The sequence below is a fragment of the Streptomyces sp. NBC_00285 genome (assembly GCF_036174265.1).
Classification (GTDB): Bacteria; Actinomycetota; Actinomycetes; order Streptomycetales; family Streptomycetaceae; genus Streptomyces.
Genome location: NZ_CP108055.1, coordinates 1536121 through 1551478, shown reverse-complemented (window position 1 = coordinate 1551478; position 15358 = coordinate 1536121). Strand labels below are relative to the sequence as shown.

12 protein-coding genes are annotated in these 15358 nt (G+C 69.3%); 5 read left to right on the top strand and 7 right to left on the bottom strand.

The genetic code is table 11. The features are described from left to right. Position 1: 1 nt before the first annotated feature. A complete protein-coding gene (locus tag OHT57_RS07095) occupies positions 2-868 on the bottom strand; it encodes an acyl-CoA thioesterase (protein ID WP_328745186.1) in 867 nt (288 codons plus the stop codon). Positions 869-905: 37 nt separating this feature from the next. After that, positions 906-3419, bottom strand: coding sequence for a DEAD/DEAH box helicase (locus OHT57_RS07090; RefSeq protein WP_328745185.1), 2514 nt, complete (start codon positions 3417-3419; stop codon positions 906-908). Between the two features lie 145 nt (positions 3420-3564). On the opposite strand from OHT57_RS07090, the gene OHT57_RS07085 reads away from it, so the two are divergent. Further along, a complete protein-coding gene (locus tag OHT57_RS07085) occupies positions 3565-4359 on the top strand; it encodes a metal-dependent hydrolase (RefSeq protein ID WP_328745184.1) in 795 nt (264 codons plus the stop codon). A gap of 32 nt (positions 4360-4391) precedes the next feature. Here OHT57_RS07085 and OHT57_RS07080 read toward each other — a convergent pair whose 3' ends face one another. From OHT57_RS07080 to OHT57_RS07065, 4 genes are all read right to left on the bottom strand, one after another. Then, entirely contained in the window at positions 4392-4652 is a 261-nt protein-coding gene (locus OHT57_RS07080) for a type B 50S ribosomal protein L31 (RefSeq protein ID WP_328745183.1), read from the bottom strand. 84 nt (positions 4653-4736) lie between these two features. Continuing rightward, entirely contained in the window at positions 4737-5207 is a 471-nt protein-coding gene (locus tag OHT57_RS07075) for a DUF5709 domain-containing protein (RefSeq protein WP_328745182.1), read from the bottom strand. Positions 5208-5560: 353 nt separating this feature from the next. Further along, positions 5561-7342, bottom strand: a complete 1782-nt coding sequence (locus tag OHT57_RS07070) for an ABC transporter ATP-binding protein (protein ID WP_328745181.1) — start codon at positions 7340-7342, stop codon at positions 5561-5563. After that, the gene (locus OHT57_RS07065; protein ID WP_328745180.1) at positions 7339-9129 is read right to left on the bottom strand and encodes an ABC transporter ATP-binding protein; all 1791 of its coding nucleotides are present in this window, start codon (positions 9127-9129) and stop codon (positions 7339-7341) included. The genes OHT57_RS07070 and OHT57_RS07065 overlap by 4 nt, the downstream gene beginning before the upstream one ends. 275 nt (positions 9130-9404) lie before the next feature. Between OHT57_RS07065 and OHT57_RS07060 the strand changes: the two genes are divergently transcribed. From OHT57_RS07060 to OHT57_RS07050, 3 genes are all read left to right on the top strand, one after another. Beyond that, a complete protein-coding gene (locus OHT57_RS07060; protein ID WP_328745179.1) occupies positions 9405-10181 on the top strand; it encodes a L,D-transpeptidase family protein in 777 nt (258 codons plus the stop codon). A gap of 532 nt (positions 10182-10713) precedes the next feature. Beyond that, on the top strand, positions 10714-12108 hold the full coding sequence (locus OHT57_RS07055; RefSeq protein ID WP_328745178.1) for a cation:dicarboxylate symporter family transporter: 1395 nt from the start codon (positions 10714-10716) through the stop codon (positions 12106-12108). Between the two features lie 233 nt (positions 12109-12341). Next, on the top strand, positions 12342-12584 hold the full coding sequence (locus OHT57_RS07050; protein WP_328745177.1) for a hypothetical protein: 243 nt from the start codon (positions 12342-12344) through the stop codon (positions 12582-12584). Positions 12585-12835: 251 nt separating this feature from the next. Here the strand turns inward: OHT57_RS07050 and OHT57_RS07045 are convergent, their stop codons facing one another. Beyond that, positions 12836-13273 (bottom strand): MarR family winged helix-turn-helix transcriptional regulator, encoded by a 438-nt coding sequence (locus OHT57_RS07045; RefSeq protein ID WP_328745176.1) that lies wholly within the window; start codon positions 13271-13273, stop codon positions 12836-12838. A gap of 94 nt (positions 13274-13367) precedes the next feature. Between OHT57_RS07045 and OHT57_RS07040 the strand changes: the two genes are divergently transcribed. Beyond that, positions 13368-15317, top strand: a complete 1950-nt coding sequence (locus OHT57_RS07040) for an ABC transporter ATP-binding protein (RefSeq protein ID WP_328745175.1) — start codon at positions 13368-13370, stop codon at positions 15315-15317. Positions 15318-15358 lie beyond the last annotated feature (41 nt).

Genomic DNA, 15358 nt, shown 5'->3' with positions numbered 1-15358 from the left:
CCTACAGCGGCCGGAACAACCCCTCCTGGACGACGGACACCAGCAGGCGTCCCTCCAGGTCGTAGATCCGGCCGCGGGCCAGACCTCGTCCGCCCGTCGCGATCGGCGACTCCTGGTCGTACAGGAACCACTCGTCCGCACGGAAGGGCCGGTGGAACCACATGGCGTGGTCCAACGACGCGATGTCGAAGGACCGCGGGCCCCACAGGGGCTGGACCGGGAGACGGACAGCGTCCAGGAGGGTCATGTCGCTCGCGTAGGTCAGCGCGCAGGTGTGCACGACCGGATCGTCGCCGAGCGGCCCGACCGCACGCATCCACACCGCGCTGCGCGGTTCGGCGTCCTTGACCTCCTCGGCACTCCAGCGCAGCCGGTCCACATACCGGATGTCGAACGGCTGTCTGCGCGCCATCCGCTCCAACTGCTCGGGCAGCTCGCCCAGATGCTCCCGAATCTCGTCACCCACCCTCGGCAGGGAGTCGGGCGCCGGGACCTTACGGGCGGGCGGCAACTGGTGCTCGAACGCACCTGTCTCAGGCTTGTGAAAGGAGGCGGTGAGATTGAAGATCGTGCGTCCCTGCTGCACGGCGGTGACCCGGCGGGTGGTGAACGACCGACCGTCCCGCACCCGCTCCACCTGGTACACGATCGGCACCCCGGGCCGGCCCGGGCGCAGAAAATACGCGTGCAGCGAGTGCACCGGGCGGTCGCCCTCCGTGGTGCGCGCGGCAGCCACCAGCGCCTGGCCCGCCACCTGCCCGCCGAAGACCCGCTGGAGGGACTCGTGCGGGCTTCGGCCCCGGAAGATGTTTACCTCGATCTGTTCCAGGTCGAGCAGGTCGACGAGCTTCTCGGCCGGGTTCGTCATGCGTCGGTCTCTCCTTGGCTCACAACTGCCCTACGGCTCACAGCTGGCCGACATCGGTGACCCGGACGACCGCACGGCCCTCCGTGTCGGAGGCAGTGAGGTCGATCTCCGCACTGATGCCCCAGTCGTGGTCACCGTTCGGGTCGGCGAAGGTCTGCCGCACACGCCACAGCCTGTTCTGCGGCTCCTCCTCGATCCGCAGCAGCTTCGGGCCACGGGCGTCCGGTCCGGTGCCGAGGTCCTCGTACTCGTCCCAGTACTTGTCCATCGCCTCACCCCATGCCTCGGCGTCCCAGCCGGCCTCGGCGTCCATCTCGCCGAGCTGGTCGACCTGGTCCAGGGCGGCGAGTTCGACGCGGCGGAACATGGCGTTGCGGACCAGGACGCGGAAGGCGCGCGAGTTGAGGGTGACCGGCTTGACCTCGTCGGCCTTCTCCTGAGCCTCCTCGGCGGTCATCACTTCCGGGTTGGCGAGCTGCTCCCACTCGTCCAGCAGACTGGAGTCGACCTGGCGGACCGTCTCACCGAGCCACTCGATCAGATCCTGCAGGTCCTCGGACTTGATGTCGTCCGGGATGTTGTGGTCGAGCGCCTTGTAGGCACTGGCGAGGTAGCGCAGGACAATGCCCTCGGTGCGGGCGAGGTCGTAGAGAGAGATCAACTCCGTGAAGGTCAGAGCCCGTTCGTACATGTCACGGATGACGGACTTCGGGGAGAGCGGATGGTCGCCGACCCACGGGTGGCTCTGGCGGTAGGTGTCGTACGCGTGGAAGAGCAGCTCTTCCAGAGGCTTCGGGTAGCTGATGTCCTGGAGGCGCTCCATGCGCTCCTCGTACTCGATGCCGTCCGCCTTCATCAAGGCCACAGCCTCGCCCTTCGCCTTGTTCAGCTGGGCGACGATGATCTGCCGAGGATCGTCCAGTGTGGACTCGACAACGGACACCATGTCCAGGGCGTAGGACGGCGATTCGGGGTCGAGCAGCTCGAACGCGGCGAGAGCGAACGTGGACAGCGGCTGGTTGAGCGCGAAGTCCTGCTGGAGGTCCACGGTGAGGCGGACGATACGGCCGGTGGCGTCGGGCTCGTCGAGCTTCTCGACGATGCCACCGTCCAGCAGCGAACGGTAGATGGCGATCGCCCGACGGATGTGCCTGAGCTGCTGCTTACGCGGCTCGTGGTTGTCCTCCAGAAGATGCCGCATCGCCTCGAAGGCGTTGCCCGGGCGGGCGATCACCGACAGCAGCATCGTGTGCGTCACCCGGAAGCGGGAGGCCAGCGGCTCCGGATCCGAGGTGATCAGTTTGTCGAAGGTGGTTTCCGACCAGGCGACGAAGCCCTCGGGCGCCTTCTTGCGGACGACTTTGCGGCGCTTCTTCGGGTCGTCGCCGGCCTTGTGCAGCGCCTTCTCGTTCTCGATGACGTGCTCAGGAGCCTGGGCGACGACGTAGCCGGCCGTGTCGAAACCCGCCCGGCCCGCGCGCCCCGCGATCTGGTGGAACTCGCGGGCACGCAGGGTGCGGACGCGGTTGCCGTCGTACTTCGTCAGGGCCGTGAAAAGCACGGTGCGGATGGGCACGTTGACACCGACGCCGAGGGTGTCCGTGCCGCAGATGACCTTCAGCAAACCGGCCTGGGCCAGCTTCTCCACCAGTCGCCGGTACTTGGGCAGCATGCCGGCGTGATGGACACCGATACCGTGCCGGACGTAACGGGAGAGGTTGCGGCCGAACTTGGTGGTGAAGCGGAAGTTACCGATCACCTCGGCGATCCGGTCCTTCTCCTCACGCGAGCACATGTTGATGCTCATCAACGCCTGTGCCCGCTCCACGGCCTGCGCCTGCGTGAAGTGGACGATGTAGACCGGCGCCTGCCTGGTGTCGAGGAGCTCGGTCAGCGTCTCGGTGAGCGGGGTGAACTTGTACTCGTACGAGAGCGGCACGGGCCGGGTCGCCGAGCGGACCACCGACGTCGGCCGACCGGTGCGCCGGGTCAGATCCCCCTCGAACATCGAGACGTCGCCCAGCGTGGCCGACATCAGGACGAACTGCGCCTGTGGCAGCTCCAGGATCGGGATCTGCCACGCCCAGCCGCGATCCCCCTCAGCGTAGAAATGGAACTCGTCCATGACGACCTGGCCGACGTCCGCGCCCTTCCCGTCACGCAGCGCGATCGACGCGAGCACCTCGGCGGTACAGCAGATGATGGGCGCGTCGGAGTTGACGGAGGCGTCACCGGTCAGCATTCCGACGTTCTCGGTGCCGAACATCTTGCACAGCTCGAAGAACTTCTCCGACACGAGAGCCTTGATGGGCGCGGTGTAGAAAGTGACCTCGTCGCGGGCGAGGGCGGCGAAGTGCGCACCCGCCGCGATCATGCTCTTGCCGGAACCGGTGGGCGTCGACACGATCACGTTCGCCCCGGAGACCACCTCGATCAGCGCCTCCTCCTGATGGGGGTAGAGCGTGAGCCCTCGCTCCTTGGCCCACGACTCGAAGGCTTCGTAGAGGGCGTCGGGGTCGGCGGTCGGCGGCAGCTGATCGATGAGGGTCACGGACCCATCTTGCCTGGCGACCTCCCCCATAGGGGAATCGGTTGTCGGCAGGAAGATCACGACCAGTACGCTGTGTCGCCGACGGGGCGTCAGCGCAGCCGGTCAACTGGACAGTGGCACACGAGGAATGGGGCGGGCAACGCCAATGATGGGACCAGCACACTCACTGTCGGGGGCAGCGGCCTGGCTGGGCGTAGGAGCGGCGGCCGCCGCCACGGGGCACACCATGCCGTGGCCCGTTCTGCTGGCCGGGGCGCTGATCTGCGCGGGGGCCGCGCTCGCTCCCGACCTCGACCACAAGGCGGCCACCATCTCGCGGGCCTTCGGGCCGGTCTCCCGTGGCCTGTGCGAGATCGTCGACAAACTTTCGTACGCCGTCTACAAGGCCACCAGGAAGCAGGGCGACCCGCGTCGCTCCGGCGGGCACCGCACGCTCACGCACACCTGGCTGTGGGCCGTGCTGATCGGTGCCGGTGCCTCGGCGGCGGCGATCACCGGTGGCCGCTGGGCGGTGCTGGCCCTCCTGTTCGTCCACATGGTGCTGGCCATCGAAGGCCTGCTGTGGCGGGCGACACGCGGCTCCAGCGCCGACGTGCTGGTCTGGCTGCTGGCCGCGACCAGTGCGTGGATCATCGCGGGCGTCCTGGACAAGCCGGGCAACGGTGCGGACTGGTTGTTCGACCAGCCGGGCCAGGAGTACCTGTGGCTGGGCTTGCCGATCGTGCTGGGCGCGCTCGTGCACGACATCGGGGATGCGCTGACCGTGTCCGGCTGCCCGGTCCTGTGGCCGATCCCGGTGGGCCGCAAGCGCTGGTACCCGATCGGGCCGCCCAAGATCATGCGGTTCCGGGCGGGCAGCTGGGTCGAGCTGAAGGTGCTGATGCCGGTGTTCATGCTGCTCGGCGGAGTGGGCTGCGCGGCGGCGCTGAACTTCATCTGACCCATCCGCGGCCGCGGCGTCGGCCCGTTCCGTCAGCTGCTCTGACCGGCCCCGCCTCCGTAGCGCCGCTCGAAGGCGGCGACGCGTCCTTCCGAGTCCACGGTGCGGGCCTTGCCGGTGTAGAAGGGATGGCTCTCGGAGGAGATCTCCACGTCCACCACCGGGTAGGTCTCGCCGTCGTCCCACTCGATGGTCTGCTCGCTGGTGGCGGTGGACCGGGTCAGGAAGGCGTAGCCGGCGGAGCGGTCACGGAAGACGACCGGGTGGTAGACGGGGTGCTTGTCCTGCTGCATGGATGCTCCTCGAAGGGCGCGATGTACGGCGCGACAGTCGGCGCCGACTGTGCGGTGGGGGGTGGGCGGCAGGGAACGGTTCGGTCAGCCCGAGAGGGACTCCTCGTCGACGATGTGCATCGCGGCCTCCTCGGCGGACGCCGCGGCACCGTCGATGCCCACGTCCGTGGCGATCAGCGCGCTCTCCTCGTCCTCGTGCGCCCCTTCGTCGGGGGCCACGAGACGACCGGAGCGCATCGTGCCGACCTCGTTGTCCAGGAGCTCGCCGTCGGTGCCGTCGGAATCGCCGAGACCGTCGTCGTCGGAGGCGACGAGGTCGGGCAGTTCCTCGGCGAGCCGCTGGTCGAGCGTCTCACCGTGCTGACGCTCCGCGGCCGTCACACCGGTGTGCTCCACCGCCCACGGTCTCTCGGGTGGGGACCAGCCACGGTCGAGGGGGTCGCCGACCCCGTCGTTCTCCAGGGTGTCCTCCGCGTCGAGCAGACCCGCGTCGTCCTGGACCTCGGATCCGTCGGGCTGGTAGACGTCGTCTCCCCATCCGTCGGAACTGTCCACGGCTACCTCCAGGTGAAGCGGACGGACGCGGTCCTCGCACGGCCCGGGGCGGGCCACGGACTCCCGGGACACTTGCCGCACCCGTCGGTGAACCGTGCTGTCCGCGGGCGCTCCCTGAGCCGGTGCTGCTGTCCAGCCTTCCACCCTCTTTCGGCACCGCGCAACGGCACGGGGCCCTCGCGCCCGACGGAACAGGCAAAGGATGAGCGCCGGAGCCCGGGCGCGGGCGGGGACCGGGGCGCCGGGATGCGGGGCGCCGGCGTGGTCCGGGGCGCCGGGGTGGGAAAGCGGCGGCGTCGGACGGTGACGCTCCGGGTACCGTCGCCCAGGACGGTCCCCGGCCGCGTCGAGGCTCAGCCGTGCCACGACCTCCACAGTGCCGCGTACGCCCCGTCCGCCACGACCAGCTCCTCATGGCTGCCCAGTTCGCTGATACGGCCGTCCTCGACGACAGCGATGACATCCGCGTCGTGAGCGGTGTGCAGCCGGTGGGCGATCGCGACCACCGTGCGGCCTTCGAGGACACGGGCCAGGGACCGTTCCAGATGGCGGGCCGCGCGGGGGTCCAGCAGCGAGGTGGCCTCGTCGAGGACCAGGGTGTGCGGGTCGGCAAGCACCAGCCGGGCCAGCGCGACCTGCTGGGCCTGGGCCGGGGTGACGGTCAGCCCGCCCGAGCCGACCTCGGTGTCCAGGCCGTCGTCGAGCGCCCGCGCCCACCCGTCCGCGTCGACCGCGTCCAGCGCGGCCCAGAGCTCGGAGTCCGTGGCGTTGGTGCGGGCGAGCAGGAGGTTGTCGCGCAGGGAGCCCACGAAGACGTGGTGCTCCTGGTTGACGAGGGCCACGTGTTCACGGACCCGTTCGGCGGACATCCGGGACAGCTCGGCGCCGCCCAGGGTGATCCGGCCGTCCCGGGGCGCGTAGATCCCGGCGAGGAGGCGACCCAGCGTGGACTTGCCGGCACCCGAGGGGCCGACCAGCGCCAGCCTGGTGCCGGGCGCCACCTCCAGGGACACCTTGCGCAGGACGTCCACGCCTTCCAGGTAGCCGAAGTGGACCTGGTCCGCGTGCACGTTCCGGCCCTCGGGAGCCAGTTTCATGTCCCCGGTGTCCGGCTCGATGTCCCGGACGCCGACCAGCCGGGCCAGCGACACCTGGGCCACCTGGAGCTCGTCGTACCAGCGAAGGATGAGCCCGACGGGGTCGATCAGCATCTGCGCGATCAAAGCGCCCGTGGTCAGCTGGCCGACCCCGATCCAGCCCTGGAGGACGAACACCCCGCCGACCATCAGCACCGACGAAAGGATCATGACGTGGCTGACGTTGATGCACGGGAACAGCACCGACCGCAGCCACAGGGTGTAGCGCTCCCAGGCCGTCCACTCCTTGATCCGCTGCTCCGACAGTTCGATGCGCCGGGCGGCGAGCCGGTGCGCCTCGACGGTCCGTCCGGCGTCCACGGTCTCCGTGAGCGCGGCGGCCACGGCCGCGTACCCTGCGGCCTCCGAGCGGTAGGCGGACGGCGCCCGTTTGAAGTACCAGCGGCAGCCGATAACGAGCGTTGGAAGGGCGAGCAGCACGGCTGCCGCCAGCGGTGGGGCCGTGATCACGAGTCCGCCGAGCAGCAGGGCCGCCCACACCACGCCGATCGCGAGCTGCGGCACGGCCTCACGCATGGCGTTTCCGAGCCGGTCGATGTCCGTCGTGATCCGGGACAGCAGGTCTCCGGTCCCGGCCCGTTCCAGGACGCCCGGTGGCAGGCCGACCGACCGTACGAGGAAGTCCTCGCGCAGGTCGGCCAGCATCTGCTCGCCGAGCATCGCACCGCGCAGCCGCACCTGCCGTACGAACACGGCCTGGACGATCAGCGCGATCACGAACAGGCCGGCCGTCAGCTCCAGATGGAGCTCACGCGCCCCGTCCGTCACCCGCTCGACGAGATCGCCGAGGAGCCAGGGCCCGACCATGGAGGCGACGACCGAGATCGTGTTGACGCTGACGAGGAGCACGAAGGCACGTCGGTGCCGGTGGAACAGTTCGGCCACGTACGCGCGTACGGTCGCGGTGGCTCCGACGGGCAGGGTGTTCGCCGTCGTCGGTGCCGCCGGATCGTACGCCGGTGGCGCCACGCCGATCATGCTGTCTCCTCGATCTCTTCCAGTTCGTTCAGAACGTCTTCGAGCGCGGCCTCTTCGTCCGTCTCGCGGGTCACGACCGCCCGGTACCGGGGTTCCTTGTGCACCAGTTCGCGGTGTACGCCGACGGCCACCACCTCGCCCTCGTGCACGAGCACGACCCGGTCTGCGTGGTCCAGGAGGAGCGGCGAGGAGGTGAAGACCACGGTCGTGCGTCCGGCGCGCAAGTCCCGTACGCCTTCGGCGATCCGCGCCTCGGTGTGCGAGTCGACGGCGGAGGTCGGCTCGTCCAGGACGAGCACCTCCGGGTCGGTGAACAGTGACCGGGCCAGCGCGAGCCGCTGGCGCTGGCCGCCGGACAGGGACCGTCCCCGTTCGGTGATGCGCGCGTCCATCGGGTCCTCGGCGTCCAGGGACCCCTGGACCAGAGCGGCCAGCACATCGGCGCACTGCGCGGCGGCGAGCGCGGCCACCGCGCCGACATCGCCCGAGGCGGGCACGTCGAGCAGTTCCCGCAGGGTTCCGGAGAGCAGGACCGGATCCTTGTCCTGGACGAGGACGGCGGTGCGTGCCGAGTCGAGTGGCAGTTCGTCCAGCGGGACCCCGCCCAGCAGCACCGGCGTACCGGCGTCCGAAGGGTGACCGCCCAGCCGTTCAGCGAGCGCCCCCGCCGCGTCCGGGTCGCCGCACACCACCGCGGTGAGCCGGCCCGAGGGGGCGAGCAGACCGGTGGCCGGGTCGTACAGGTCCCCGGACGGTACGCCCGCCAGGGCCCGCGAGCCTTCGGCGGACGTGGCCCGCTCCAGCGACAGCACCCGGGCGGCCCGGGTGGCTGAGGGCCGGGAGAAGGAGTACGCCATGGCGATCTCCTCGAAGTGCCGCAGCGGATAGGTCAGGATCATCACCGAGCTGTAGACGGCGACCAGTTCGCCGACCTCGACGCGACCCTGGCGGGCCAGGTGGACGCCGTACAGGACGACCGCGATCAGCAGCAGCCCCGGCAGCAGCACCTGGATCGCGGAGATCAGGGACCACATCCGGGCACTGCGCACCGCCGCGTGCCGGACCTCCTGGGAGGCGCTGCGATAGCGGTCGAGGAAGAGTTCCTCGCCGCCGATGCCGCGCAGCACCCGCAGCCCGGCGACGGTGTCGGTGGCCAGTTCGGTGGCGCGGCCCGCCTTCTCCCGTTGCACGTCGGCGCGTCTGGTCGCCCGAGGCAGCAGCGGCAGTGCCGCGAGGGCCATCACCGGCAGACCCACGGCGACCACCGCACCGAGCGTGGGCTGGTAGACGACCAGTCCGACGCAGACCACGACGACGGTGACCGCCGCCGCGGTGAATCGCGACCAGGCCTCCACGAACCAGCCGATCTTCTCGACGTCACCGGTGGAGACGGCGACGACCTCGCCGGCCGCGACACGCCGGGTGAGCGCCGCGCCCAGGTTGGCGGCCTTGTGGGCCAGGAGCTGCTGGACGCGTGCGGCGGCCGTGATCCAGTTGGTGACGGCGGTGCGGTGCAGGAAGGTGTCGCCGAGCGCGCTGCCGAAACAGCACAGTGTCAGCAGACCGCCGGCGAAGGCGAGTCTGCGGCCGGAGTGGTCGACGACGGCCTGAACGGCCACGCCGACGCAGAAGGGCAGCGCGGAGACGGAGAGGAAGTGCAGCAGTCCCCAGGCCAACGACTTGAACTGTCCGCCGAGTTGGTTCCGGAAGAGCCACCACAGAAACCGGGGGCCCGAGCGGGCGTCCGGCACTCCCGGGTCGGGATACGGAAGGTCTTGGATCTGCATGACGTGTGACGTCCCAGTGGCTCGTGTCAGGGGGGTGGGAGGGAGCCGCACACGGCGGCTGCAAACCGTGAAAGGTTCGCGGCAGAACACGGTCGGAAGCAAACGGTTTTCCGCTGCGACGCACGGGTCCGGCTGGGCTTGCCGACCGGCCTCGTCCGGACCGGCCTTGTCTGAACCGGCCTCGTCCGGGCCGGCCACCTGCGGATCTGCCTGCTCCGGGCCGGCCACCTCCGGATCTGCTGCTCCGGACCGCGGTGCGACCATGGTGCGGTGCGATGCGAGGCGGCGGAGGCGCACGGCGTGCCGTGGTGACGGTCACGCTCCTGGGAGTGCTGCTGGCGCTCTTGGGCGGGTGCGGTGGTCAGGGCCCGGCACCCGACGGTGGCACGCACACCGGAGCAGCGGACAAAGCCGTGGATTCGCCGGCGGGCGGCGGCGCGGTGGACCAACCCTCCCGTCTCCCCGGCGCGAGCGACCGCATCCCTGACGTCGGCGACCGCCTCCAACGCCGCATCCCCGCCGGTTCCCGTCAGGTCGTGGCCGTGTACGGCGACGGCAGGAACTCCGTGGACGCCACCCTGGTGCTCTACACCCCGCAGGGCTCCGGCTGGGACCGGGTGCGCAGTTGGCCCGCGCACAACGGCAAGAAGGGCTGGACCACCGACCACCACGAGGGCGACAAGCGCAGCCCCGTCGGCGTGTTCACGCTCAGTGACGTGGGCGGCGCCCTCCCGGACCCCGGCGCGAGGCTGCCGTACACGAGGTCGGCCGCGATGGCGGCGCCCCGCTGGTGGCCCAAGCCCTACCGGCACGACTTCGACTACGTGGTCGCCATCGACTACAACCGCGTCGAGGGCACCCCGCCGAATGACCAGAACCGGCCCGAGGGCTACGCCAAGGGGGGCGGAATCTGGCTGCACATGGACCACGGCAGCGGTACCTCGGCCTGCGTCAGCGTGTCCAGGACGGCGATGGCGTATCTGCTCCGCACGCTCGATCCGGACCGGCATCCCGTGGTGGTGATGGGAGACAGGACAGACCTGAAGGCATAGGGCCGTTGAGGGAGGTGCCATCGCGGGGGAGGCCCAACTCGCCCTACCAGTCGTCGGTCGTTCCCGATCCCCGTGACCTCTATGTCAAGTCGATCGAATACGACCTGACGCGGGTTACGAGTCATGGGTCATAGGTCACTGGTCATCGGCTTCCTCCATGCCGGCCGCCCGCACCACGTCGAGGTCTCGGCCGTCCGCCTGTCCGAGAGGGACAGGAACTCGCCAACTCCTGTACCGGCAGGTCCGGTTCGCGGCGCGGCGTAGACACCCCGCTTGGCCGGGTGGAAGCCACCGTCCGCAGTCGGCCGGTGAACATCTCCAACGCGTCGATGGGCCCGCGGCGAGAACCCCGTCCCGGGTTGTGTGCGATGGGTCACATGGGGGGCGGATTTACCTGGCCGAAACACTGCAGTTTCGTGCGAGATCAATGGCACCCGCAAAGTGATCGCCACGGAAACCGCTTTCCGTATCGCAGAAGTCCTGATGGTTCCCTTTCGGCTTCTGCGCGTCCCCATCGTTTCAAGGAGTGCCCGTGCCGCAGTCCGTCCCGTCCCTGCCGCGACGCGTAGCACACATATTGAGTACCTCACTGTTCGCGCAGGTCGCCTGCGCGCTGGTGCTCGGCATCCTCGTCGGAAAGCTGTGGCCGGGCTTCGCCTCGGACCTCCAGCCGCTCGGCGACGGCTTCACCCGGCTGATCAAGACGATCATCTCGCCGCTCGTGTTCTGTGTGGTCGTCGTCGGTATCGCCAAGGCCGGCGACCTCAAGGCGTTCGGCCGGATCGGGCTCAAGGCTCTGATCTGGTTCGAGGTCGCGAGCACGCTCGCGCTGCTCATCGGTCTCCTCGCCGCCAACATCGTCCAGCCCGGTTCGGGGATGCATGTCGATCCCTCGACGCTCAACTCCGCGGCGGTCGACGCCAAGACGGGCGGCGGCCACCTGCCCTCGACGACCGAGTTCATCGTCAACGCGCTGCCGACCAGTTTCATCGGCGCCTTCGCCGAGAACTCGCTGCTCCAGGTGCTCATCCTGGCCTGCCTGGTGGGCGCCGCGCTGCTGCACCTCGGCCACACCAAGGTCCCGCAGGTGCTGCCCGCCATCGAGCAGGCACAGGAGATCATCTTCGCGATCGTCGGTTTCGTGATGCGCCTCGCGCCCATCGCGGTCTTCGGCGCCATGGCCGTCCTGATCGGCCAGTACGGCCTGGGCGTCATCGAGACGTACGCCAAGTTGATCATCCTCTGCTACGTGGCCGCCGCGCTTTTCATCTCGCTGCTCGCCGTCGCGCTCAAGGCGCTCACCGGGATCAGTCTCTGGAAGTTCCTGCGCTACATCCGCGAGGAGATGCTGCTCGCGCTCGGCACCGCGTCCACCGAGTCCGTCATGCCGCGCGTGATGCAGAAGCTGCGCAAGGCCGGTGCCCGGGAAGACGCCGTGGGTCTGGTGCTGCCCACCGGCTACTCCTTCAACCTCGACGGTGCCTCGTTGTACCTCTCCATCGGCACGCTGTTCATCGCCCAGGCCGTGGGGGTCGACCTCAGCCTGGGCCAGCAGATCACCGTGGTCCTGGTGCTCATGCTGACTAGCAAGGGCATGGCGGGCATCCCCGGTTCGGCGTTCCTCGCCCTGTCCGCGACCGCCTCCTCGCTCGGCGCGATCCCGGCCGGCGCTGTCGCCCTGCTCCTCGGTGTGGACCGCATCATGGACTCGATGCGCGTCGTGACGAACCTGCTCGGCAACTGTGTCGCAGTCTTCGCGGTCTCCCGCTGGGAGGGGGCGCTGGACATCGACAAGGTGAAGAGGGTGCTCGACGGCGAGAGCGTGCCCGCGGCGGAGGGGGAGCCCGTCGACGCGCCGGTTCCGCCGACCAAGGAAGTCGACGCGCCGGTTCAGTCCGCCAAGGACCCGGTCTCCGAGGTCGGCTGACACTCCTGCCGGAACAGGCAGCGGCCACCGCTCCGGTCGTACGGTGCGGTGGCCGATGCCTGTTTCAACTCGGTGTCACCCGCGAACGACCCACTCCGCGAACGACCCACTCCGCGAACGACCCACTCGGCCAACGACCCACACCACGAACCGCGTCCTGACGGCTCCGGCAGAGCAAGTGTCGGGCGTTGCTCCGTACCGCTTGACGGCGGTCGAAAGCGGGCAACGATCTGGTGCGCGTACTGATCCGCCGGGCCGAAGTTCTGGACCGCTCGATGGGCCTCCTGGGCCCGATCTGTCTCGCACAGAAGCCGAACAAGGACGTACAGAGCGTCACGGTCACCGTTTCCGGCACGGCTGAGCAGCGCCGCCTCCATCCCCCGGTCACGAAGCGCTCTGTTGAGTCTGCGACGTGCATGGACATCCGTGAGGGCGAGTTCCGCGAGTTCGGAGAACCGCTCCGCGCGGGCGAGTAGATCCATGTGCCACAGATGGTTGTCGTGCATGTGGTGATCGGGCGAGCAGCACTCGGCGTGAGCGCTTACCAAGGCGACGGCCGCATCCCGATCCCGAAGCTGTTCCGCTGCCCGGGCCTGCTCGAACCACTCCACGGGACGAGTATCGCGCAGCGCTGTCGTACAGCGTGGTCGGAGTCGTCGCCGATGAAGGTCCACGAGGTCCACGCGCCTGCCGTCCCCCTCCTGCCGACCGCTCTCGCGACGACTCCTCAGCACTGCCCGTCCATCAGCGCGTCCAGCAACCCGCCGAGCACCGCTCGCTGTTCGTTCGACAGCGGGGTGAGGATCTCCTCCGCGGCGGCCCGGCGCACGTCCCGCAGTCCCTGCAGGGTTTTCAGGCCGTCCTCGGTCAGCTCGATGCGGATCACTCGGCGGTTGGCCGGATCGGGTACCCGGCGTACCTTGCCGCCGGCCTCAAGTCCGTCGACGAGGGTGGTCACCGCACGCGGGACCACCTCCAGGCGCTCGGCGAGATCGGTCATGCGGGGCGGGGTCTCCCAGTGCGCGAGGGTGCGCAGCAGCCTGGACTGGGCCGGTGTCACACCGAGTCCGCGCTCGTGCAGCTGGCGCTTCTGGATGCGGTGCACCCGGCGCGTGAGCCTGAGCAACTGCTCGGCGAGCAGACTGTCGGAATCGGGCGTGGTCATGCGGGAACAATAACAGGACTTAATTCATTGTGAGCATAGGTAACAATGAGCTAGGCTCCGTCAGTCCTCACCACCTCACCTTCCGCAGGAGACCATGCCCCGCGATCACATCGACTGGACCCCCACGCCCGGCACCTCGACCGACCAACCCCGTCAGGTGCGCCGTATCCTCCAGCTCTTCAAGCCCTATCGCGCCAAGCTCGCCGTCGTCGGCCTGCTGGTCGGCGCCTCGTCCCTGGTCACCGTCGCCACCCCGTTCCTGCTGAAGGAAACGCTGGACGTGGCGATCCCCGAGGGCCGCACCGGACTGCTCAGCCTGCTCGCGCTGGGCATGGTCCTCAGTGCCGTCCTCACCGGAATCTTCGGCGTCCTGCAGACCCTGATCTCCACGACGGTCGGTCAGCGCGTCATGCACGACCTGCGCACCGCGGTGTACGGCCGCCTCCAGCGCATGTCGCTCGCCTTCTTCACCCGCACCCGCACCGGCGAGGTGCAGTCCCGCATCGCCAACGACATCGGCGGGATGCAGGCCACCGTCACCTCGACTGCCACCTCCCTGGTCTCCAACCTGACCAGCGTGATCGCCACGATCATCGCGATGGTCGCACTCGACTGGCGCCTGACCGTCGTCTCACTGCTTCTGCTCCCGGTGTTCGTGTGGATCAGCCGCCGGGTCGGCAATGAACGCAAGAAGATCGTCACCCAGCGCCAGAAGCAGATGGCCGCGATGGCCGCGACCGTGACCGAGTCGCTCTCCGTCAGCGGCATCCTGCTGGGCCGCACGATGGGCCGTTCCGACTCGCTCACGAGGTCCTTCGCCGACGAGTCCGAGGGTCTGGTCGATCTCGAAGTGCGGTCGAACATGGCCGGCCGCTGGCGCATGGCCGTCATCGGGATCGTCATGTCCGCGATGCCCGCCGTCATCTACTGGACCGCGGGCATCGCCCTCCAGACCGGCGGCCCCGACATCTCCATCGGCACCATCGTCGCCTTCGTCTCGCTCCAGCAGGGCCTGTTCCGCCCGGCCGTGAGCCTGCTGTCGACCGGCGTCCAGATCCAGACCTCACTCGCGCTCTTCCAGCGCATCTTCGAGTACCTCGACCTGCCCGTCGACATCACCGAGCGGGAGAACCCGGTCCACCTCGACCGCGTCAAGGGCGAGGTCCGCCTGGAGAGCGTGGAGTTCCGCTACGACGGCGACGAGCACGACGAGGCTGCCGAAGACAAGGCCAAGGGCATGGCCAAGGGCATGGCCAAGGACAAGGCCAAGCGGGGCCCCATCCTCGACGGCGTCGACATCGACGTCCCCGCGGGCAGCAGTCTCGCGATCGTCGGACCGACCGGCGCGGGAAAGTCCACGCTCGGCTATCTCGTCCCGCGGCTCTACGACGTGACGGGCGGCCGGGTCACCCTCGACGGGGTCGACGTCCGCGACCTCGACTTCGACACCCTCGCGCGCGGCATCGGGGTCGTCTCCCAGGAGACGTACCTCTTCCACGCCTCGGTCGCCGACAACCTCCGCTTCGCCAAGCCGGACGCGACCGACGAGGAGATCGAGCAGGCGGCGCGGGCGGCCCAGATCCACGACCACATCGCCTCGTTGCCCGACGGCTACGACACCGTCGTGGGCGAGCGCGGCCACCGGTTCTCCGGCGGTGAGAAGCAGCGTCTGGCCATCGCCCGGACCATCCTGCGGGACCCGCCCGTCCTCATCCTGGACGAGGCGACCAGCGCCCTGGACACCCGTACCGAGCACGCGGTCCAGGAGGCCATCGACGCACTCTCGGCCAACCGCACCACCCTCACCATCGCGCACCGCCTGTCCACGATCCGCAGCGCCGACCAGATCGTGGTCCTCGACTCGGGCCGGGTGGCCGAGCGCGGTACGCACGAGGAACTGCTGGAGAAGGACGGACGGTACGCGGCGCTCGTGCGCCGGGACGCCCGACGGGACCCCGCTCACGGGGACGCGCAGCCGGAAGCGTACGACGGTGTACGGCCGGAAGCCTCGCGTGGCGGCGCACAGCTGGAACCGACCAGCTGAACCGAAACCGACAAGCCGAAGATATGCCTGGTTTGTGACGA

Bases quoted from the DNA above. Each gene is read 5' to 3' on its own strand.
- OHT57_RS07040 (WP_328745175.1), top strand. From the start codon at position 13,368: ATGCCCCGCGATCACATCGACTGGACCCCCACGCCCGGCACCTCGACC.
- OHT57_RS07085 (WP_328745184.1), top strand. From the start codon at position 3,565: ATGATGGGACCAGCACACTCACTGTCGGGGGCAGCGGCCTGGCTGGGC.
- OHT57_RS07080 (WP_328745183.1), bottom strand. From the start codon at position 4,652: ATGCAGCAGGACAAGCACCCCGTCTACCACCCGGTCGTCTTCCGTGAC.
- OHT57_RS07060 (WP_328745179.1), top strand. From the start codon at position 9,405: ATGCGAGGCGGCGGAGGCGCACGGCGTGCCGTGGTGACGGTCACGCTC.
- OHT57_RS07095 (WP_328745186.1), bottom strand. From the start codon at position 868: ATGACGAACCCGGCCGAGAAGCTCGTCGACCTGCTCGACCTGGAACAG.
- OHT57_RS07045 (WP_328745176.1), bottom strand. From the start codon at position 13,273: ATGACCACGCCCGATTCCGACAGTCTGCTCGCCGAGCAGTTGCTCAGG.
- OHT57_RS07070 (WP_328745181.1), bottom strand. From the start codon at position 7,342: ATGATCGGCGTGGCGCCACCGGCGTACGATCCGGCGGCACCGACGACG.
- OHT57_RS07065 (WP_328745180.1), bottom strand. From the start codon at position 9,129: ATGCAGATCCAAGACCTTCCGTATCCCGACCCGGGAGTGCCGGACGCC.